The 15,242-nt window shown below is 69.6% G+C and carries 12 protein-coding genes; 3 read left to right on the top strand and 9 right to left on the bottom strand.

The genetic code is table 11. The features are described 5' to 3' along the window. Window positions 1–108 precede the first annotated feature (108 nt). The 3 genes from ACZ5U5_RS34385 to ACZ5U5_RS34375 form a co-directional block, all read right to left on the bottom strand. Window positions 109–1,773, bottom strand: a complete 1,665-nt coding sequence (locus ACZ5U5_RS34385; protein WP_469029622.1) for a BCCT family transporter — start codon at window positions 1,771–1,773, stop codon at window positions 109–111. A 133-nt stretch (window positions 1,774–1,906) separates the two neighbouring features. Next, on the bottom strand, window positions 1,907–3,184 hold the full coding sequence (locus tag ACZ5U5_RS34380) for a M14 family metallopeptidase (RefSeq protein ID WP_469029834.1): 1,278 nt from the start codon (window positions 3,182–3,184) through the stop codon (window positions 1,907–1,909). Window positions 3,185–3,201: 17 nt separating this feature from the next. Further along, the gene (locus ACZ5U5_RS34375) at window positions 3,202–5,163 is read right to left on the bottom strand and encodes a Xaa-Pro dipeptidyl-peptidase (RefSeq protein ID WP_469029619.1); all 1,962 of its coding nucleotides are present in this window, start codon (window positions 5,161–5,163) and stop codon (window positions 3,202–3,204) included. Between the two features lie 217 nt (window positions 5,164–5,380). On the opposite strand from ACZ5U5_RS34375, the gene ACZ5U5_RS34370 reads away from it, so the two are divergent. Continuing rightward, window positions 5,381–6,883: a M1 family metallopeptidase gene (locus ACZ5U5_RS34370; RefSeq protein WP_469029616.1), complete on the top strand. Its 1,503-nt coding sequence runs from the start codon at window positions 5,381–5,383 to the stop codon at window positions 6,881–6,883. Window positions 6,884–7,108: 225 nt separating this feature from the next. On the opposite strand, the gene ACZ5U5_RS34365 is transcribed toward ACZ5U5_RS34370, so the two are convergent. Then, window positions 7,109–7,954: an oxygenase MpaB family protein gene (locus ACZ5U5_RS34365; RefSeq protein ID WP_469029613.1), complete on the bottom strand. Its 846-nt coding sequence runs from the start codon at window positions 7,952–7,954 to the stop codon at window positions 7,109–7,111. A gap of 319 nt (window positions 7,955–8,273) precedes the next feature. Here ACZ5U5_RS34365 and ACZ5U5_RS34360 point away from each other — a divergent pair, with 319 nt between their 5' ends. Then, the gene (locus ACZ5U5_RS34360) at window positions 8,274–9,734 is read left to right on the top strand and encodes an aldehyde dehydrogenase family protein (protein ID WP_469029610.1); all 1,461 of its coding nucleotides are present in this window, start codon (window positions 8,274–8,276) and stop codon (window positions 9,732–9,734) included. 12 nt (window positions 9,735–9,746) lie between these two features. Here the strand turns inward: ACZ5U5_RS34360 and ACZ5U5_RS34355 are convergent, their stop codons facing one another. Further along, a complete protein-coding gene (locus ACZ5U5_RS34355; RefSeq protein ID WP_469029607.1) occupies window positions 9,747–10,358 on the bottom strand; it encodes a TetR/AcrR family transcriptional regulator in 612 nt (203 codons plus the stop codon). Window positions 10,359–10,471: 113 nt separating this feature from the next. Here ACZ5U5_RS34355 and ACZ5U5_RS34350 point away from each other — a divergent pair, with 113 nt between their 5' ends. Further along, complete coding sequence (locus ACZ5U5_RS34350) at window positions 10,472–11,626, top strand: acyl-CoA dehydrogenase family protein (protein WP_469029605.1); 1,155 nt, start codon at window positions 10,472–10,474, stop codon at window positions 11,624–11,626. A 21-nt stretch (window positions 11,627–11,647) separates the two neighbouring features. Here the strand turns inward: ACZ5U5_RS34350 and ACZ5U5_RS34345 are convergent, their stop codons facing one another. From ACZ5U5_RS34345 to ACZ5U5_RS34330, 4 genes are all read right to left on the bottom strand, one after another. Then, complete coding sequence (locus tag ACZ5U5_RS34345; protein ID WP_469029603.1) at window positions 11,648–12,421, bottom strand: alpha/beta fold hydrolase; 774 nt, start codon at window positions 12,419–12,421, stop codon at window positions 11,648–11,650. A gap of 61 nt (window positions 12,422–12,482) precedes the next feature. Then, window positions 12,483–12,962: a F0F1 ATP synthase subunit B family protein gene (locus tag ACZ5U5_RS34340; protein WP_469029600.1), complete on the bottom strand. Its 480-nt coding sequence runs from the start codon at window positions 12,960–12,962 to the stop codon at window positions 12,483–12,485. A 93-nt stretch (window positions 12,963–13,055) separates the two neighbouring features. After that, window positions 13,056–13,535 (bottom strand): macro domain-containing protein, encoded by a 480-nt coding sequence (locus ACZ5U5_RS34335; RefSeq protein ID WP_469029597.1) that lies wholly within the window; start codon window positions 13,533–13,535, stop codon window positions 13,056–13,058. A gap of 54 nt (window positions 13,536–13,589) precedes the next feature. Then, window positions 13,590–15,047 (bottom strand): amino acid permease, encoded by a 1,458-nt coding sequence (locus tag ACZ5U5_RS34330; protein WP_469029595.1) that lies wholly within the window; start codon window positions 15,045–15,047, stop codon window positions 13,590–13,592. Window positions 15,048–15,242: the final 195 nt, after the last annotated feature.

Genomic DNA, 15,242 nt, shown 5'->3' with positions numbered 1-15,242 from the left:
GACTTCTTCTCCCCCCCCCCCCCCCCCCCACCCCCCCCCCACCCCCCCCCCACCCCCCCCCCCCCCCCCCACCCCCCCCCCCCCCGCCTCCTGCCTGCGGAAGTGGACTCAGACCTTCGTGGCTCCGGTGTCCTCCTCGTCTCCGTTGTCGCTCGGGCCGATGCGGAGCTCGAAGTCACCGTCGTACTGCTCGTGGCCCGCGATCACGGCCTTCTCGACGGCCTCCGTGCCGTGCTCACCGCGGACGATCAGCGGGTCGTGGCGCAGGTCCCGCATCAGCGCCACGCACATCCCGATCATCACCAGGGTGAAGGGCGCGGCGACCAGGATCGTCAGATTCTGCAGGCCCTGGAGTGCGTTGCCGGACCCGTCACCGATGAGCAGCATGATCGCCGCCACGGCTCCCGTCACGACGCCCCAGAAGATCACCACGAGCTTGCCGGGTTCCAGCGCGCCCTTCTGCGAGAGCGTGCCCATCACGATGGACGCCGCGTCGGCACCCGACACGAAGAAGATGCCGACGAGGATCATCACGAGCAGGCTCGTCACCGTGGCGATCGGGTACTCGTGCAGCAGGCCGAAGAGCTGGCCCTCGGGGGTCGACTCGCCGCCGAGACCGCCGCTCTCCTTGACCTTCATCGCCGATCCGCCGAAGACGGCGAACCAGATGAGGCTGACGGTGCTCGGCACCAGGATGACGCCACCGACGAACTGCCGGATCGTGCGCCCGCGGCTGATCCTGGCGATGAACATGCCCACGAAGGGCGTCCAGGAGATCCACCAGGCCCAGTAGAAGACCGTCCAGCTGCCCAGCCAGTCCGAGACGCCCTTGCCGCTCGACGCCTCGGTGCGCCCGATGAGCTGGGGCAGGTCGCCGAGGTAGGAGCCGATCGAGGTCGGCAGCAGGTCGAGGACGATGACGGTCGGGCCCGCGATGAAGACGAACACGACGAGCAGCAGCGCGAGCACCATGTTGATGTTGGACAGCCACTGCACGCCCTTCTCCACACCGGAGATGGCGGACGCCACGAAGGCCACCGTGAGAACGGCGATGATGGAGACGAGCAGGCCGGTGCTCGCCTTGTCCATCCAGTCGAGGACCTCGAAACCACTGCCGATCTGCAGGGCACCGAGGCCCAGCGATGCGGCGGAGCCGAAGAGCGTCGCGAAGATCGCGATGATGTCGATGACCCTGCCCCAGGCGCCGTTCGCGCGCTTCTCGCCGATGAGCGGCGTGAAGACGGCACTGATGGTCTGCCTGCGCTTGCGCCGGAAGGTGCTGTACGCGATGGCAAGTCCCACGACCGCGTAGATCGCCCACGGGTGGAGCGTCCAGTGGAAGAGGGTGGTGGACATCGCCGTTTCCATCTTCGCCGCCGAGTCGGCGGGATCGGTGCCCGGCGGGGGCGTGGTGAAGTGGGCGAGCGGCTCGCTCACGCCGTAGAACATCAGACCGATGCCCATACCGGCGCTGAACATCATCGCGACCCAGGAGATGGTGCGGAACTCCGGCTCCTCACCCTCCTCACCGAGCGTGATCTTCCCGTACCGGCTGCAGGCGAGCCAGAGCGCGAAGACCACGAACCCGCTCGCCGCCAGCATGAAGGCCCAGCCACCGTTGTGGATCAGTCCGTTGAGCATCTTCGTGGAGGCGCTCTCGAGCGAGTCCGTCGCCACGGCACCCCAGACCACGAAGGCCAGGGTGAGCACGGCGGTCACGCCGAACACGATGCGGTCGGTCTGGGGATGGGCGCCGCCATGAGCGGCGTGCATCAGATGGCCGTCCCCTCCCCCGCCGTCCGCTTTCTGTTGGTCTTGCGTCACAAGTACACCTCTCACGGTTTCGCATTCGTACAAACTCTGTGGTCCGCTACCCAGTACCACATGTGACGCACCTGGCAACCACTCAGCAATGGGTGTCGGGCGAACCTGTGACGAGGTGATAGGCAGCGCGCTCGTCGAGAAGCAACGGTACGAGAGATCGCGCCGACTGCCGCATCGGCACGTAGGCTCCCTTGCCGTCCTTCCTGACCTTTACTCCGTGCAGGGCGAGTTCGTCCTTGATGTCGCCGAACTGCTCCGCGTCGAGCCGGTAACCGCACGGCGGGTCCTGGATCACCTCGGCCGGCTCGGCGGGGTCGTTGTCGGCGCCGCCGACATAGACGGGCCCGCGGTCACGGAAGCCTTCGAGGCGGGCCGCGCCGGTGGCCGCCTCCAGCTGTCCGCGCCGCTCGTCGGCGTAGCTGAACAGGCCACCGAGCGCCGCCAGTTGCGAGGTGACGCGGCGCCGGTTGTTCAGCGCCTCGTCCTTCTTCTCGGCCTCGGTGAGCGGATCGACGCGGCTCTCGATGAGCAGACCGGCCGCGTGCTTGATGCCGGAGACGTTGCGCAGGATGCGTTCCTGACCGTCGCCCGCCGTCTGTTTGATGGGCTCACCGGTCACCGGATCGGTCCAGATTCCGTACGTCCCCGTCGTATGTCCCGCCTTGCCCGCGGCGGGCCTGACATACGCCTTGGACAGGGTTTGCGCCTCCTTGTGGACGGCCTCGTCGGTGTTGAGGTTGCGCGGCCACAGGTCGAAGAGGTCTTTGTCGTAGTACTTCGGGGTTGCGCCGTACTCGTGCAGGTCGTAGATGGAGTTGGGCTGTTTGTCGCGGATGACGGCGGCCATGGCGCGGGCCTCCGCGGTCTGCAGGGAGATGTGGTCGCGGTTGATGTCGACGCCGTCGGAATTGCCGCGGGTGTTGGCGGCGCGGCCGTCCGGGTTGGCGGTGGGGATGACGAGGAGTGTGGTGCGCGAGAGGAACTTCCGGGTCTTCTTGTCCTTCGCGTACGCCAGGTCGCGGATGGTCGACAGGCAGGCGTCGCGGCCCGACGGTTCGTCGCCGTGCTGGCTGCAGATCAGCAACACCGTGTTCTTCGTGGGGCGTTCACCGATGCGGACCAGCTGGACGGGCCGGTCCTGCTTGGTGGTGCCGATGCGGGACACCGAGACCCGGTCGGTCGCCTTGTCGACGGTGGCGAGCAGCTTCTGCTCCTCGGGCTGACTGGTCCAGCGCGCGCCGTCGCTCTCCTCGAACCCGGTGCGGGGCGGGGTCGGCGTCGCCTGTGCGGGCACCGTCAGGAGCGGTGCGGCGAGCGCGACGGTGGCGCAGGCGAGCGCCAGGGTGCGGACGCGGGGCATGAGGCGGGTGCGGGGGCTCATGAAGTGCTGCCTCCAGGTACGGGGCGGAACGAACGCGGCGGGGCCACGCCGTCGAGACGGGAGTCGCGGTCGATGACGGGCCCGGTTGCGCGGAACGCGTCGGCGCCGCCCACCAGCGGGACCTTCGCCGACGTGCGGGACAGGTCGATGGCGAGGGTCGGCTTGTCGGACGGAGGGTCGATGAGGCCCTTGTCCGTGCCCGCGATGATCAGCGCGAGGCGGTGGCCCTTGGGCACAACGTGGTCGCTCGCGGCCAGATCGAGGGTGATGGTGTGCTTCTTGCCCGGCGTGAGGGGGCGGCCCTTGTGGTCGTCCGCGTAGTTGCCGAGGTCGGCCCAGCCGCGACTGAAGATCGTTTGGTCGACGTCGGTGGTCTTGGCCTTGGTCTCCTTGAAGCAGGAGCTGTCGCCGCCGGTGCTCGGGCCCCAGCAGGTGCGTTCGGGAAGCGTGGTGATGCCCTCGCCGGCGCTCGCGTAGTCACGGATGGTGGCGGGGCCGAGGTCGACGAGGACCGCGGAGAGGTGGGCGGTGCGGGTCGTCGGAGTCGCGGTGACGGTGACCTCGGAGGAGCCGGAGAGACGCAGGTCGCTGCCGAGCGGGCGGCTGACGAACCCGGCCTTCGACGGGGTGGAGGTGTCGATCTGCGCGGCCCAGTCGGTCTCGCTCAGGTTCGGGTCGTCGGTGAACGTCTCGCTGCCGGAGCCGGGACGCGTCCCGAGCGTGCCGACGCCGGGTGAAGCCCCCTTGCCGGGGCGAAGCTTGACCGTGTCGGTGGCACGCGGGGGCCAGACGCGGTCGGTGGTCCACTGTCCGGGTGCACGCTCGATGTCGGCCATCGGCTCGCGGTCGATGCCGTTGTCGTAGCCGAGGAGTTCGTGGTCGAACCAGCGGTGCAGGGTGCGCACCCAGTCACCGCGGCGGAAGTCGAAGGGGTCGACGTGACCGGTCTGGCTGAGCCACACCTTGCGGTCTACGCCCTCGTCGGCGAGCGCGTCCCACCACTGCCCGAAGTGCTTCATCCTGACGTTCAGGTCCTGCATGCCGTGTACGGCGAAGACACTGGCCCGCACCTTGTCGGCGTCCGGGGTGTGGTCGCGTTCGCTCCACAGCCGGGTCCAGTCGCCGGTGCGGGGCGCTTCGTCGACAAGTCGCTTCTGTACGGCACCGCAGCGGGCCCGCGCCTCCGGGCTCTCCACGTAGTCCGAGAGCCACTCGGGGCCGCTGTCGTAGAGCGGGGCACCCTTGGCGAAGTAGTAGTCGTACCAGGAGGAGATCGCGCCGATCGGCACGATGGTCTTGAGACCTCGCACTCCGGTGGCGGCCACGCCCTGCGCGATGGTCCCGTCGTAGCTCTTGCCGATCATGCCGGTGGCGCCGTTCGACCAGGACGCCTTGGCGCTCTTGCCGCCGGTGCGGGTGGTGTAGCCGCGGGCCCGGCCGTTCAGCCAGTCGACGACGGCCTTGGCGGACTGGACGTCGGAGCGGCCGCCCACGTCCACGCAGCCGTCGGAGCGGTTCGTTCCCGCGAGGTCGACGGCGACGAACCCATACCCGCGAGGGACGAAGTAGTTGTCGTAGTAGAGGGGGAACTGGACGGGGTTGCCGTCCGCGTCGTACGTCTTCTTCTGGCTCTCGTTGCCGCGCCCGCAGCAGGAGTAGTACGGGCTGGCGTCCATGATCACCGGGATTTTCCGGCCGTGCTGCGCCGGTTCGCGGGGCCGGACGATGTCGACGGCGACCCGGTCGGTCTTCCCGTCGCTGTCGCCGTCGATCTTCGTGTCGACCCAGACGGATTCGCGGATCGCGCTCTCGTACGAGTAGACGGGCTTGCTCTCACGCGGGGCGCTCGGCGCCCCTTGGGCGGCTCCCGGGGTCAGGAGCGTGGACAGCAGGGCGGCGATGGCCGCCGCCGGCAGGGATCTCCAGATCAAGCGCGTGCGTCGCGCACGTATCGGCATGGCGCGGAAGGTACACCGGTCAACTCCTGCGCGACAGAGGGCCGTACACACGCACGACAGGTTCGTGGGGCGTTTTGGCACATGTCGGCCGAATGGCGATCGTGTGACAGCAGCGACCATGGACATGACGCGTGGCCGGGGGGCTCAATAAGGTCGGACCCAACTACGGATCCATCCCTACGACCACCCCCTACGACGCGTACGACTTGGAGCTCTTGTGCACCGCAGACTCATCGCCCCGGGCGCGCTCGCGGCCTCTCTGCTGCTGGCGATCCCGGCATCGGCGGCCGACTTCACCCCTGGGGCGCCGGGTATCGGCGATCCCTATTACCCGGCGAGCGGCAACGGCGGATACGACGTCTCGCACTACGACCTGCGGCTGAAGTATCAGCCGAAGACCGACCTGCTCGAGGGCACGGCGACCATCAACGCCACCACGACGCAGAACCTTTCCCGCTTCAACCTCGACCTCGGCCTGAAGGTCAGCGAGGTGCGTGTCAACGGCAAGAAGGCCGCCTTCAAGAAGTCCGGCGAGCAGGAGCTGGAGATCGCTCCGGCGGCCGGCCTGCCCAAGGGCACGCCGATCACGGTGGTCGTCCGATACGCGGGCAAGCCGTCCGAGGTGAAGATCAACGGCTTCACCGCGTGGGCGCGCACGCCGGACGGCGGTGTGGCCGCCCAGGAGCCGGAGTCGGCCGCCTGGTGGTACCCGTCCAACGACCACCCGCTCGACAAGGCGACCTACGACGTCTCCGTGTCCGTGCCGGACGGCTCACAGGCCATCTCCAACGGCGTACTCCAGTCGCAGAGTTCGAAGCTCGGCTGGACGCGCTTCAACTGGCGCTCGAACAAGCCGCAGGCCAGCTATCTGACGACGCTCGCCGTCGGCAAGTTCGACATCACGACGGACAAGACCGCGGCCGGCCTGCCCGTCCTGAACGCCTACAGCAAGGACCTCGGCGACAACGCGGGGGCCGCGCGGGCGAGCATCGAGCGCTCCACCGAGGTCGCCGAGTGGCTGGAGACGGTCTTCGGCAAGTACCCCTTCAACGCCCTGGGCGGATACGTCCCGAACGTGACGAGCGGCTTCGCACTGGAGACGCAGACGCGGCCGTTCTACAGCCCGAAGCAGTTCGCGAACGGCTCCAACGTGTCCGTCGTCGTCCATGAGCTGGCCCACCAGTGGTACGGCGACAGCGTGTCCGTCGACGGCTGGAAGGACATCTGGATCAACGAGGGCTTCGCTCGGTACAGCCAGTGGCTGTGGTCGGAGAAGGAGGGGGAGGGTACGGCTCAGGAGCTTGCGGACTACGTGTACGCCCAGCACCCCGCCGATGACCCGTTCTGGAAGGTCAAGCCGGGCGACCCGGGGCCGGAGAACCAGTTCGACATCGCCGTGTACGACCGCGGGGCGCTGGCCCTGCAGGCGCTGCGCAACGAGATCGGCGAGAAGTCCTTCTCGGCGATTTTGAAGGGGTGGCCGAAGGAGCATGCGTACGGGAACGCGACGGTGGGTGACTTCGTGAAGTACGCGGAGAAGGTGTCCGGTAAGCCGCTGGCCTCGCTCTTCGACGCGTGGCTGTTCCAGCCGTCGCGGCCGGATGCGCCTGCTGCGCGGGGCGCGGGGATCGCTCGGTCCTCGGCGGTGCCGGCTGCGCCGAAGTCGTGGAAGTCGATCGCTGCGACGAACGGTGTGCACGGGCGCGGTCACGGTCACTGATACTGAGCCGCCGCTTCGCGGCGGATGTTTCCCACCCACCCACCCGATTACCCGGCAGCGAGCCAGCTGGGGAGGGCGGGTGGGTGGGGGGATCAGCCCGTCCGGCGTTTGAGGACGAGCTCGGCGCAGCCGGTGGTTCGGGAAGGTCAGCCACCCTCTTGAGGGCCGGCTCGGCGGAGGACCAGCCCGGCCAGCGGTTCAGGGGCGGGCGGCGGAGCCGGGGGGTCAGCGGTGCGCCCGAGCCCTGCGAGCCATCGGCAGGTAGCGCAGACGTTCCGGCAGCCTCGGGGCCACCGTCCGCACGACCCGGCCGAAGCGGCGCAGCCTCCGCTCCTGGGCCGCCGTCCACGGCAGCCCTATGGCCGACCTCGCGTCCGGCGGCATCAGGCCGATCGTGAGGAAGCGGCGGAAGCGGGCCAGCGGCGGCAGCAGCAGCGGCCACAGGGCGCGCAGCGTCACCCTCAGCAGGTAGGGGCCCCGGTCCGGCGGCGGGAGCGGGCGGTCCGTGGCGACGAGGTCGCGGACCACCTCGGTCTCCTCCAGTTCATCGGCGAGGACCTTCGCGTAGTACGGCCAGAACTCATCGAGCGTCTGCGGCATGTCCCGGTCGTGTATCCCGAGTATGCGGCCCACCTGGAGCCACTCCGCGTACAGCTGCCGCGCCTGCGCCTCGGTGAACGGGCGGCCCAGGTACTTCTGCGCATGGTGGTAGACGGGGAACCCGGTGGCGTGGACCCACGCGTAGTAGGCGGGTGTCAACGCGTGGTAGCCACGGCCGTGCGCATCCGTGCCTTGTATGTGTTTGTGCAGGTCACGCAGCCTGCGCCCTTCCTCGGCCGCGCTCTCGCCGCCGTACACCCAGGTCTGCAGCGACCGCAGCGACCGCTCGCCGCGCCCCCAGGGGTCGGTCCGGAAGACGGAGTACGTGTCGACGCCCGCGCCCACCGCGGGGTGCGCGACCTGCATCGCGAGCGCGGCGGGCAGGGCGAGCAGGGCGCGGACGTCGCCCGCGATGTCCCACAGGATCCCGCCGGGCGGGGGCGGCTCGGGAGTCTGGCGGCGGTCTGGCATCGCACGGCTTCCAGGGTCCGGATCGGCGGGCACGCTGGTCGGTGCCCGGTTTGTACGTGTTCCAGTTCCAGTATGCGACTGGTGTCGACGCGACTGCGCGACTGATGTTGACGCGACCGGTGAAACAAGTCGATAGTTCTTGTAACTTTGACACGCCAGGCGGGCGAGGGCATCAAATGGCTTGGCGCGGGGGCAAGTTGAGGCCAGTGACGGCCGACCAGGTACTCGTGGACGCCGCCGAGGTCCGCTACACCGTACTGAGGCACCGTCGGTCCGCACGGCCGCCCACACCCCGGCAACACCCCTGGAGCGCCGCATCATGACCACCTTCTTCGTACGTTCCCCCGCCACCGGCGAACCGGTCGGCGAGCACCCGGTGCACGGCGCCGACGACATCGCGCACGCGGTCGCACGCGGCCGGGGCGCGGCGGCCGTCTGGGCGGGCCTCGGCTGGTCGGGCCGCCGTGCGCGGCTGCTCACGTGGAAGCGGTTACTCGCCGTGCGGATGGACGAGCTCGCGGGGACCGTCGCCGCGGAGACGGGCAAGCCGGAGCACGACGCGCGCGCCGAGGTCCTGCTGTCCCTGGTCCACCTGGACTGGGCGGCCCGGCACGCCCACGGTGTGCTGCGGGTGCGCCGGGTCCCGTCGGGGTTGCTCTCGGTCCATCAGCGGGCGTTGCTCGGCTACCGGCCACTGGGCGTCGTCGGGGTGATCGGCCCGTGGAACTATCCCGTCTACACCCCCATGGGCTCGATCGGCTACGCACTCGCGGCAGGCAACGCCGTCGTCTACAAGCCATCCGAACTGACGGCGGGCACAGGAGTGTTGCTGGCGGAGACCTTCGACGACGCCGTGCCGGACTGCGCGGGGCTGTTCCAGACGGTGACCGGGCCCGGGTCGACCGGGCAGGCGCTGGCCGAGGCCGGTGTCGACAAGATCGCGTTCACCGGATCACCGGGGACCGCGCGCAAGGTGGCCCAGGTGTGCGCGCGGACGCTGACGCCGCTCCTCGCGGAGTGCGGGGGCAAGGACGCGGTGATCGTGGGCGCGGACGCCGACCTGACGGCCGCCGCGGACGCGGTGGTGTGGGGCGCGATGGCCAACGCGGGGCAGACCTGCGCCGGCGTGGAGCGGGTGTACGCGGTCGAGTCCGTGCACGAGAGGCTCTGCTCGCTGATCGTCGAGAGGGCGCGTGCGCTCAGTGCCGGGGACGCCTACGGGCCGATGACGCTGCCCTCCCGACTCGGCGTCGTGGAACGCCACATGAAGGAGGCCCTGGCCGCCGGGGCACGGGCACCGCTCGGCGGCCCCGAGGCCGTGCGCGGACCCTATGTGCATCCGGTCGTCCTGGTGGACGTGCCCGAGGACTCGCCCGCGATGACGGAGGAGACCTTCGGCCCGGTGGTCTCCGTGAACCGCGTACGTGATCTGGACGAGGCGGTGCGGCGGACCAACGCGTCGGCGTACGCGCTGGGCGCGGCGGTCTTCACCGGGTCACGCAGGACCGGGCTCGCGGTGGCCGCGCGGCTGAACGCCGGTGCTGTGTCGGTGGGTTCGGTGCTCGGGTTCGCTGCCGTGCCCGCGCTGCCGTTCGGCGGCACCGGGGAGTCGGGGTACGGCCGGATCCATGGCGCCGAGGGGCTGCGGTCGTTCGCGGTGCCGCGCTCGGTGACGGTGAAGCGATTCACGCCGTACGCGGATCTGACGTCGTTCACGACGGCGCGGGAGAAGACGGCGAGGGCGGTGGAACTGGGACGCAGGCTGCACGCCCGGCTGTAGGCCCCGGAGTTCTCACCTGCCGAGCAGTGGGACCAGATAGCGGCGCGCGAAGTCCCGTACGTGGTCGTCCTCTTCGAGCGCGAAGCAGCTCACCGGATTGAGCAGGAAGGAGACCGTGATCCGCACCATCAGCTCGGCCACCGGCGTCGGATCACCTTCCTCCTTCCCCTCGACTCGCTGCGCGCGCCGCAGCCGGTCCGTGAGGTATCCGCGCATGGCGAGGAAGGCGGGGCCGCTCTCCAGTGTCAGGAACGGCAGCATCGTCTCGGGTTCGAGGCGCATCAGGCCGCCGATGAGCGGGTGTTCGCGCATGTGCCGCAGGACGACGACGAAGCCCTCGACGATGCGGTCCTCCATCGTCGGGAGCGGGGCGACGGCCTCGTCCACCTCGCCGACGAACCGGCGGTACTCGCGCAGCAGGCAGGCGGAGACGAGCGCCTCCTTGTTGCCGATGCGGCGGTACACCGTGACGCGCGAGACCCTGGCGCGCTTGGCGACGTCGTCGACGGTCGAGCGGCGCAGGCCGAACGTCATGAACTGCTCGCGCGCCGCGTCGAGTATCTGCCCGGTCAGGGCGTCCGGCGGCGGCGCCGCGTCCAGCGCGCGCTCCATCATCGAATCCATGAGCCCTCCCCGTCGTCCCCACGCACTCAACCACAGCCATGGCGCCAACTCCCCGTGGCTACACAGACGCTAACTCAATCTCTTTGTAACTACGCCCAGACCAGGAGGGTTCCATGACGCAGCGGCTCAGCTCGGAGCAGCTCGACTTCACCGCCGCGCTCCGCGACTTCGCGCAGCGCGAGTGCGGCACCCGGGAGCAGCGCGACGCCCTGACCGCGGAGTCCGGCGGCCCGCACTCCCCCGCCCTCTACGCGAAGCTGGCCGACCTCGGCTGGCTGGGCGTGTGTCTGCCCGAAGAGTACGGCGGGTCGGGCGGCGGCATGACGGACGCCTGCCTCTTCCTGCGCGAGACGGCGCGCGGCCTGGTGCCCGCGGGCGGCTTTGTCACCTCCGTCATCACGGCGAAGGCGTACGACAGGTTCGGCTCGGCGGCGCAGAAGAAGGCGGCGGTTGGCGGGGCCGTCGCCGGGCAGGTCCTCTCGATCGCGATGTCGGAGCCGGACGCCGGGTCGGACGTGGCGGCGCTGCGCTGCCGGGCCGAACGGTCGGATGACTCAGGTCCCGGCGGCTGGTTGATCAACGGGCACAAGACGTGGATCTCCAACGCGCACCTGGCCTCGTACATCCTCCTGGTCGCCCGTACGGACGCGAGCGGGCCCAGGCACGAGGGCCTGACGATGTTCCATGTGCCCGCGGACACCCCGGGAATCGAGATCCGGGGCATCTCCACGATGGGTGGCCGCGAGGTCAACGACGTGTACTTCACGGATGTCCGGCTGCCCGCGGACGCGGTGGTGGGCGCCGAGGGCAGGGCGTGGCCGCAGCTGATGGCGGGGCTCAACGCGGAGCGCCTTTTCCTGGCGGCGAGCATGCTGGGGCTCGCGGAGCGCATCTTCGACGACACGCTCACGTATGTGCGCGGGCGTGAGCAGTTCGGGCGGCCGGTCGGTTCGTTCCAGGCGCTGCGGCACCGGATCGCGGATCTGGCGACGGAGATCGAGTGTGTACGGCTCCTCGTCCTCGACGTGGCGGCGAGGTGTGACGCCGAGCCGGAACGCCTCTTCCCGCGCGAGGCCTCGATGGCCAAGCTGAAGGCCACCGAGACGGCGAAGCGCGCGGCGCTGGAAGGCATGCAGATGATGGGCGGTTACGGCTACGCGACCGAGTACGACATGGAGCGGCATCTGCGGGCCGCGGTGGTGTCGACGGTGTACGGCGGCACCAGTGAGATCCAGCGGGACATCATCGGGAAGAGCTACGGGCTGTGAGCCGGTCCTCCGCCGGTCCGCTCAGCGGGAGGCCGCGTACGCCTCAAGGATGATGCCGGTGACCGCGTCCGGTTCGCGCAGGGTCGGGAAGTGGTCGCTGTCCCGCAGCCGCACGAGCCGGCAGCCCGGGATGCGTGCCGCCATCTGCTCGTTGCAGCGGACCACCTCGGGGTCGTCCCGCTCCCCCAGGGCGAGCACGCACGGCACGTTCAGCTCACCGAGGCGGTCGAAGGCCGGCGGGTCGGGCACGTGGTGGGGGTGGACGGCGAACCAGGACGGGATCACCTCCCTGATGAGCGCCGCCGCGGGGTCGTCCCCGGCCCCCGCGGCGGCCGATGTGCGCCTCACCAGGGTCACGATGCCGTCCATGTCGCCCGCCTCCGCGAGCCTGCCCACCTCGGCGGTGAACTCCTCCATGAGGAAGTCCGGGTTGCCGGTGATCCCGGGGACGAGGAGCGCGAGTCCCGCCACCCGGGCGGGGTCGGCGAGCGCCAGACCGATGGCGGTGGCACCGCCCATGCTGGACCCCGCGAGGAACGCCCGTGCGACATCGAAGTGGTCGAGGACCGCGCTCAGATCCTCGACGAGCGAGAACGACGCGGTGGGTACGGGAGACCTGCCGTACCCCCGCGCGTCGTAGCGGATGACCCGGCGTCCCTCCGCCAGGCGCGGCATGATCCCGTCCCAGACCCGGGAGTCGGCGACTCCCGGGTGCAGCAGGACCAGCGGCGTTCCCGCGCCGCCGGAGTCCTGCGCCCACACTTCGCCGTCCTTGACCGGCACCATGAGTTCCATGGTGCGAGCGTGCCGTGGGTCCGGCCCGGTGGCCAGACGGAACTCGGCCTGTCTCGAGGCTCTAGCGGCCCGAAGCGGACGCAGTCGGGAGCGGCTCTCCCACGATCCTGCTCGCGAGGACCGTGGCAAGGTCGGGGACCTGCGCGCGCAGCGCCACCTCCGTCGACGTACGTTCCGTCGCGATCGTGGCCTGACCGGCGGCGGAGATCTCGTCGCGTTCCCGCACGCCGTCCTCGCGGGCGGCGGCGATCAGGGCGGCGCCTTCCTCCCGGGCCTGCTGCCGCGTCTGCGCGGCCTCGTGGCGGGCCTTGGCCAGCAGGTCCTCACGCTCGGCGCGTATCCGCTCGGCCTCGCGGCGCAGGTCCGCCGCCGGTCCGCCGGTGACGCCCACAAGGATCGTGGCGCGCTCCTGGAGTACGCGGTTGACGCGGAGGATCATGCGCCTGACGAAGAAGTAGAGGGAGCCGAACAGCACGGCTCCGACAGCAAGATTCTCGACATCCGGGTTGATCGGCCCTAACGGCATGGGAATGAGCTGCATGCCGCTGATCTACCCGCTCATGCGTGCCCAACAACGCGCATCTGCACGCCAGTTGAGTGACCCCCGCCACGTCCCGGCTGCCCGGACGTGGGCTCAGTCCCCGAAGTCGTACACCGTCACCGCGATGCCCCGCTCCACCAGACGCCGGGTGATCAGCGGCTCGACGCGGGACCACTTGCCGCCCGCGAGCCCGCAGCCGATGCGCGGCATGTGCACGGAGGCGCCCAGTTCGGCCGCCTTGTCGGCGAGCGTGGCCAGGGCGGTGTCTATCGCCTCGTACCGCACGGGGACGCCCTTGCTGCCGGTGCGCATGCCGTGCTGGCCGATCATGTTGGCCACCCAGGTGTAGGGGCCGACTTCGACGAACTGGACGGCTCCCAGACCGAAGTCGTTCTTCGCGCGCTCGCGGTGCCACCGGCGGTACGCGGCCTCCGGCTCGGGCCAGCGGCGCGACACCGCGACGACGAAGCCCTTGCCCCAGCCGCCGAGGTCGTTGCAGACATGGGCGATCAGCTTGATGCCCTTGCCCGACGGCGCGGTGGCGTCACCTCGGATGTAAGTGATCTCCGACATGACGCCACCGTAGGCGCTGCCGCTGACAGTGGCCGTTGACCTGCTGCTGGTGCGCTACTTCGTGAGGCCGGCCGCCTCGCGGTCCACCCTGCGGCGGATTCCGTACCAGCCGACGGCCAGCGCCGCCGCGATGATCGGGATGAGGTAGAGCGTCTTGCGGCCGATCTCGGGGTCCTTCCACATCAGGCCGAGCACGGAGAGCAGGAAGACGATCGTGACGATCTCCGTGACCGGGCTCCAGGGGAGCCGGAAGCTCGGCCTGCTGATCAGGCCTTCCTTGGCCCGGCGGACGAACGCCAGGTGGCAGATCATGATGATCACCCAGGTGCTGATGATGCCGAGGGACGCCACGTTCAGGACGATCTCGAAGGCCTGGCTCGGCATGAGGAAGTTCAGGCCGACGCCGAGCACGCACACCGCGGAGGTGAGCAGGATGCCGCCGTAGGGAACCTGGCTCTTGTTCATCCGCGCGGTGAACTTCGGCGCCGAACCCGCCATCGCCATCGAGCGCAGGATGCGGCCCGTGGAGTACAGGCCCGAGTTCAGCGACGACAGCGCCGCCGTGAGGACGACCAGGTTCATCACGTCACCGGCCGCGGGGACGCCGATCTTGGACAGGACCGTCACGAACGGGCTCTGGTCGGCCGAGTACACCGACCCCGGCAGGAGCAGGGCCAGCAGGACGACCGAGCCGACGTAGAAGAGGCCCACGCGCCACATGATGGAGTTCACCGCGCGCGGGACGACCTTCTGCGGATCGGCGGTCTCGCCCGCCGCGACGCCGACCAGCTCGAGGGACGCGTACGCGAAGACGACACCCTGCATGACGATCACGACCGGCATGATGCCGTGCGGCAGGAAGCCGCCGTTGTCGGTGATCACACTCAGGCCCGGCGTCTGCCCGCCCACGTCCTGCTGCGTGACCAGCAGGAAGATGCCGATCAGCATGAAGGCGACCAGGGCCGCGACCTTGACGATCGCGAACCAGAACTCCATCTCGCCGAAGTACTTCACCGAGATCATGTTGATCACGAGGACGACGGCGAGGGCGATCAGCGCGAGCACCCACTGGGGGATGTCGGTGAAGAAGCTCCAGTAGTGCGTGTAGAGCGCGATGGCCGTGATGTCGGCGATTCCGGTGGTCGACCAGTTGACGAAGTACATCCAGCCGGCGACGTAGGCGCCCTTCTCGCCGAGGAACTCACGCGCGTAGGAGACGAACGAACCGGACGACGGCCGGTAGATGACCATCTCGCCGAGGGCCCGTACGACGAAGAAGGCGAAGATGCCGCACACGAGGTACGCGACGGCGAGCGCGGGGCCCGCGGAGTGCAGGCGGCCGCCCGCACCGAGAAAGAGTCCAGTTCCGATCGCGCCACCGATGGCGATCATGTTGACGTGACGGGCCTTGAGGTCCTTGCTGTAACCGGCGTCGCCCGCGTCCGCGGGGGCCTGGGACGCATCTGTGCGGGATGCGTCCGCAGCGGCCGTGTCTACGGCTTCCTTGCTCACGTGGGGGGTCTACTCTCTGGTGCCCGGAAAACTCCGGTGTCCGGATGTGCTCCGGTCCACGACACCCCTGACGTGTGCGTGGACCGACGCGACACCTTCCCCCAGAGATCCCCCGACATGCGGTGGCGCACGTCACATAGCGGCACTTCTCACATGGTGGTCAGGGGGTGTACACACCATGATCACAGGGTGTAC

This window comes from Streptomyces sp. NPDC033177, from assembly GCF_055577715.1.
The sequence above is the reverse complement of the archived record's forward strand: the minus strand, read 5'-3'. Positions and strand labels throughout refer to the sequence as shown.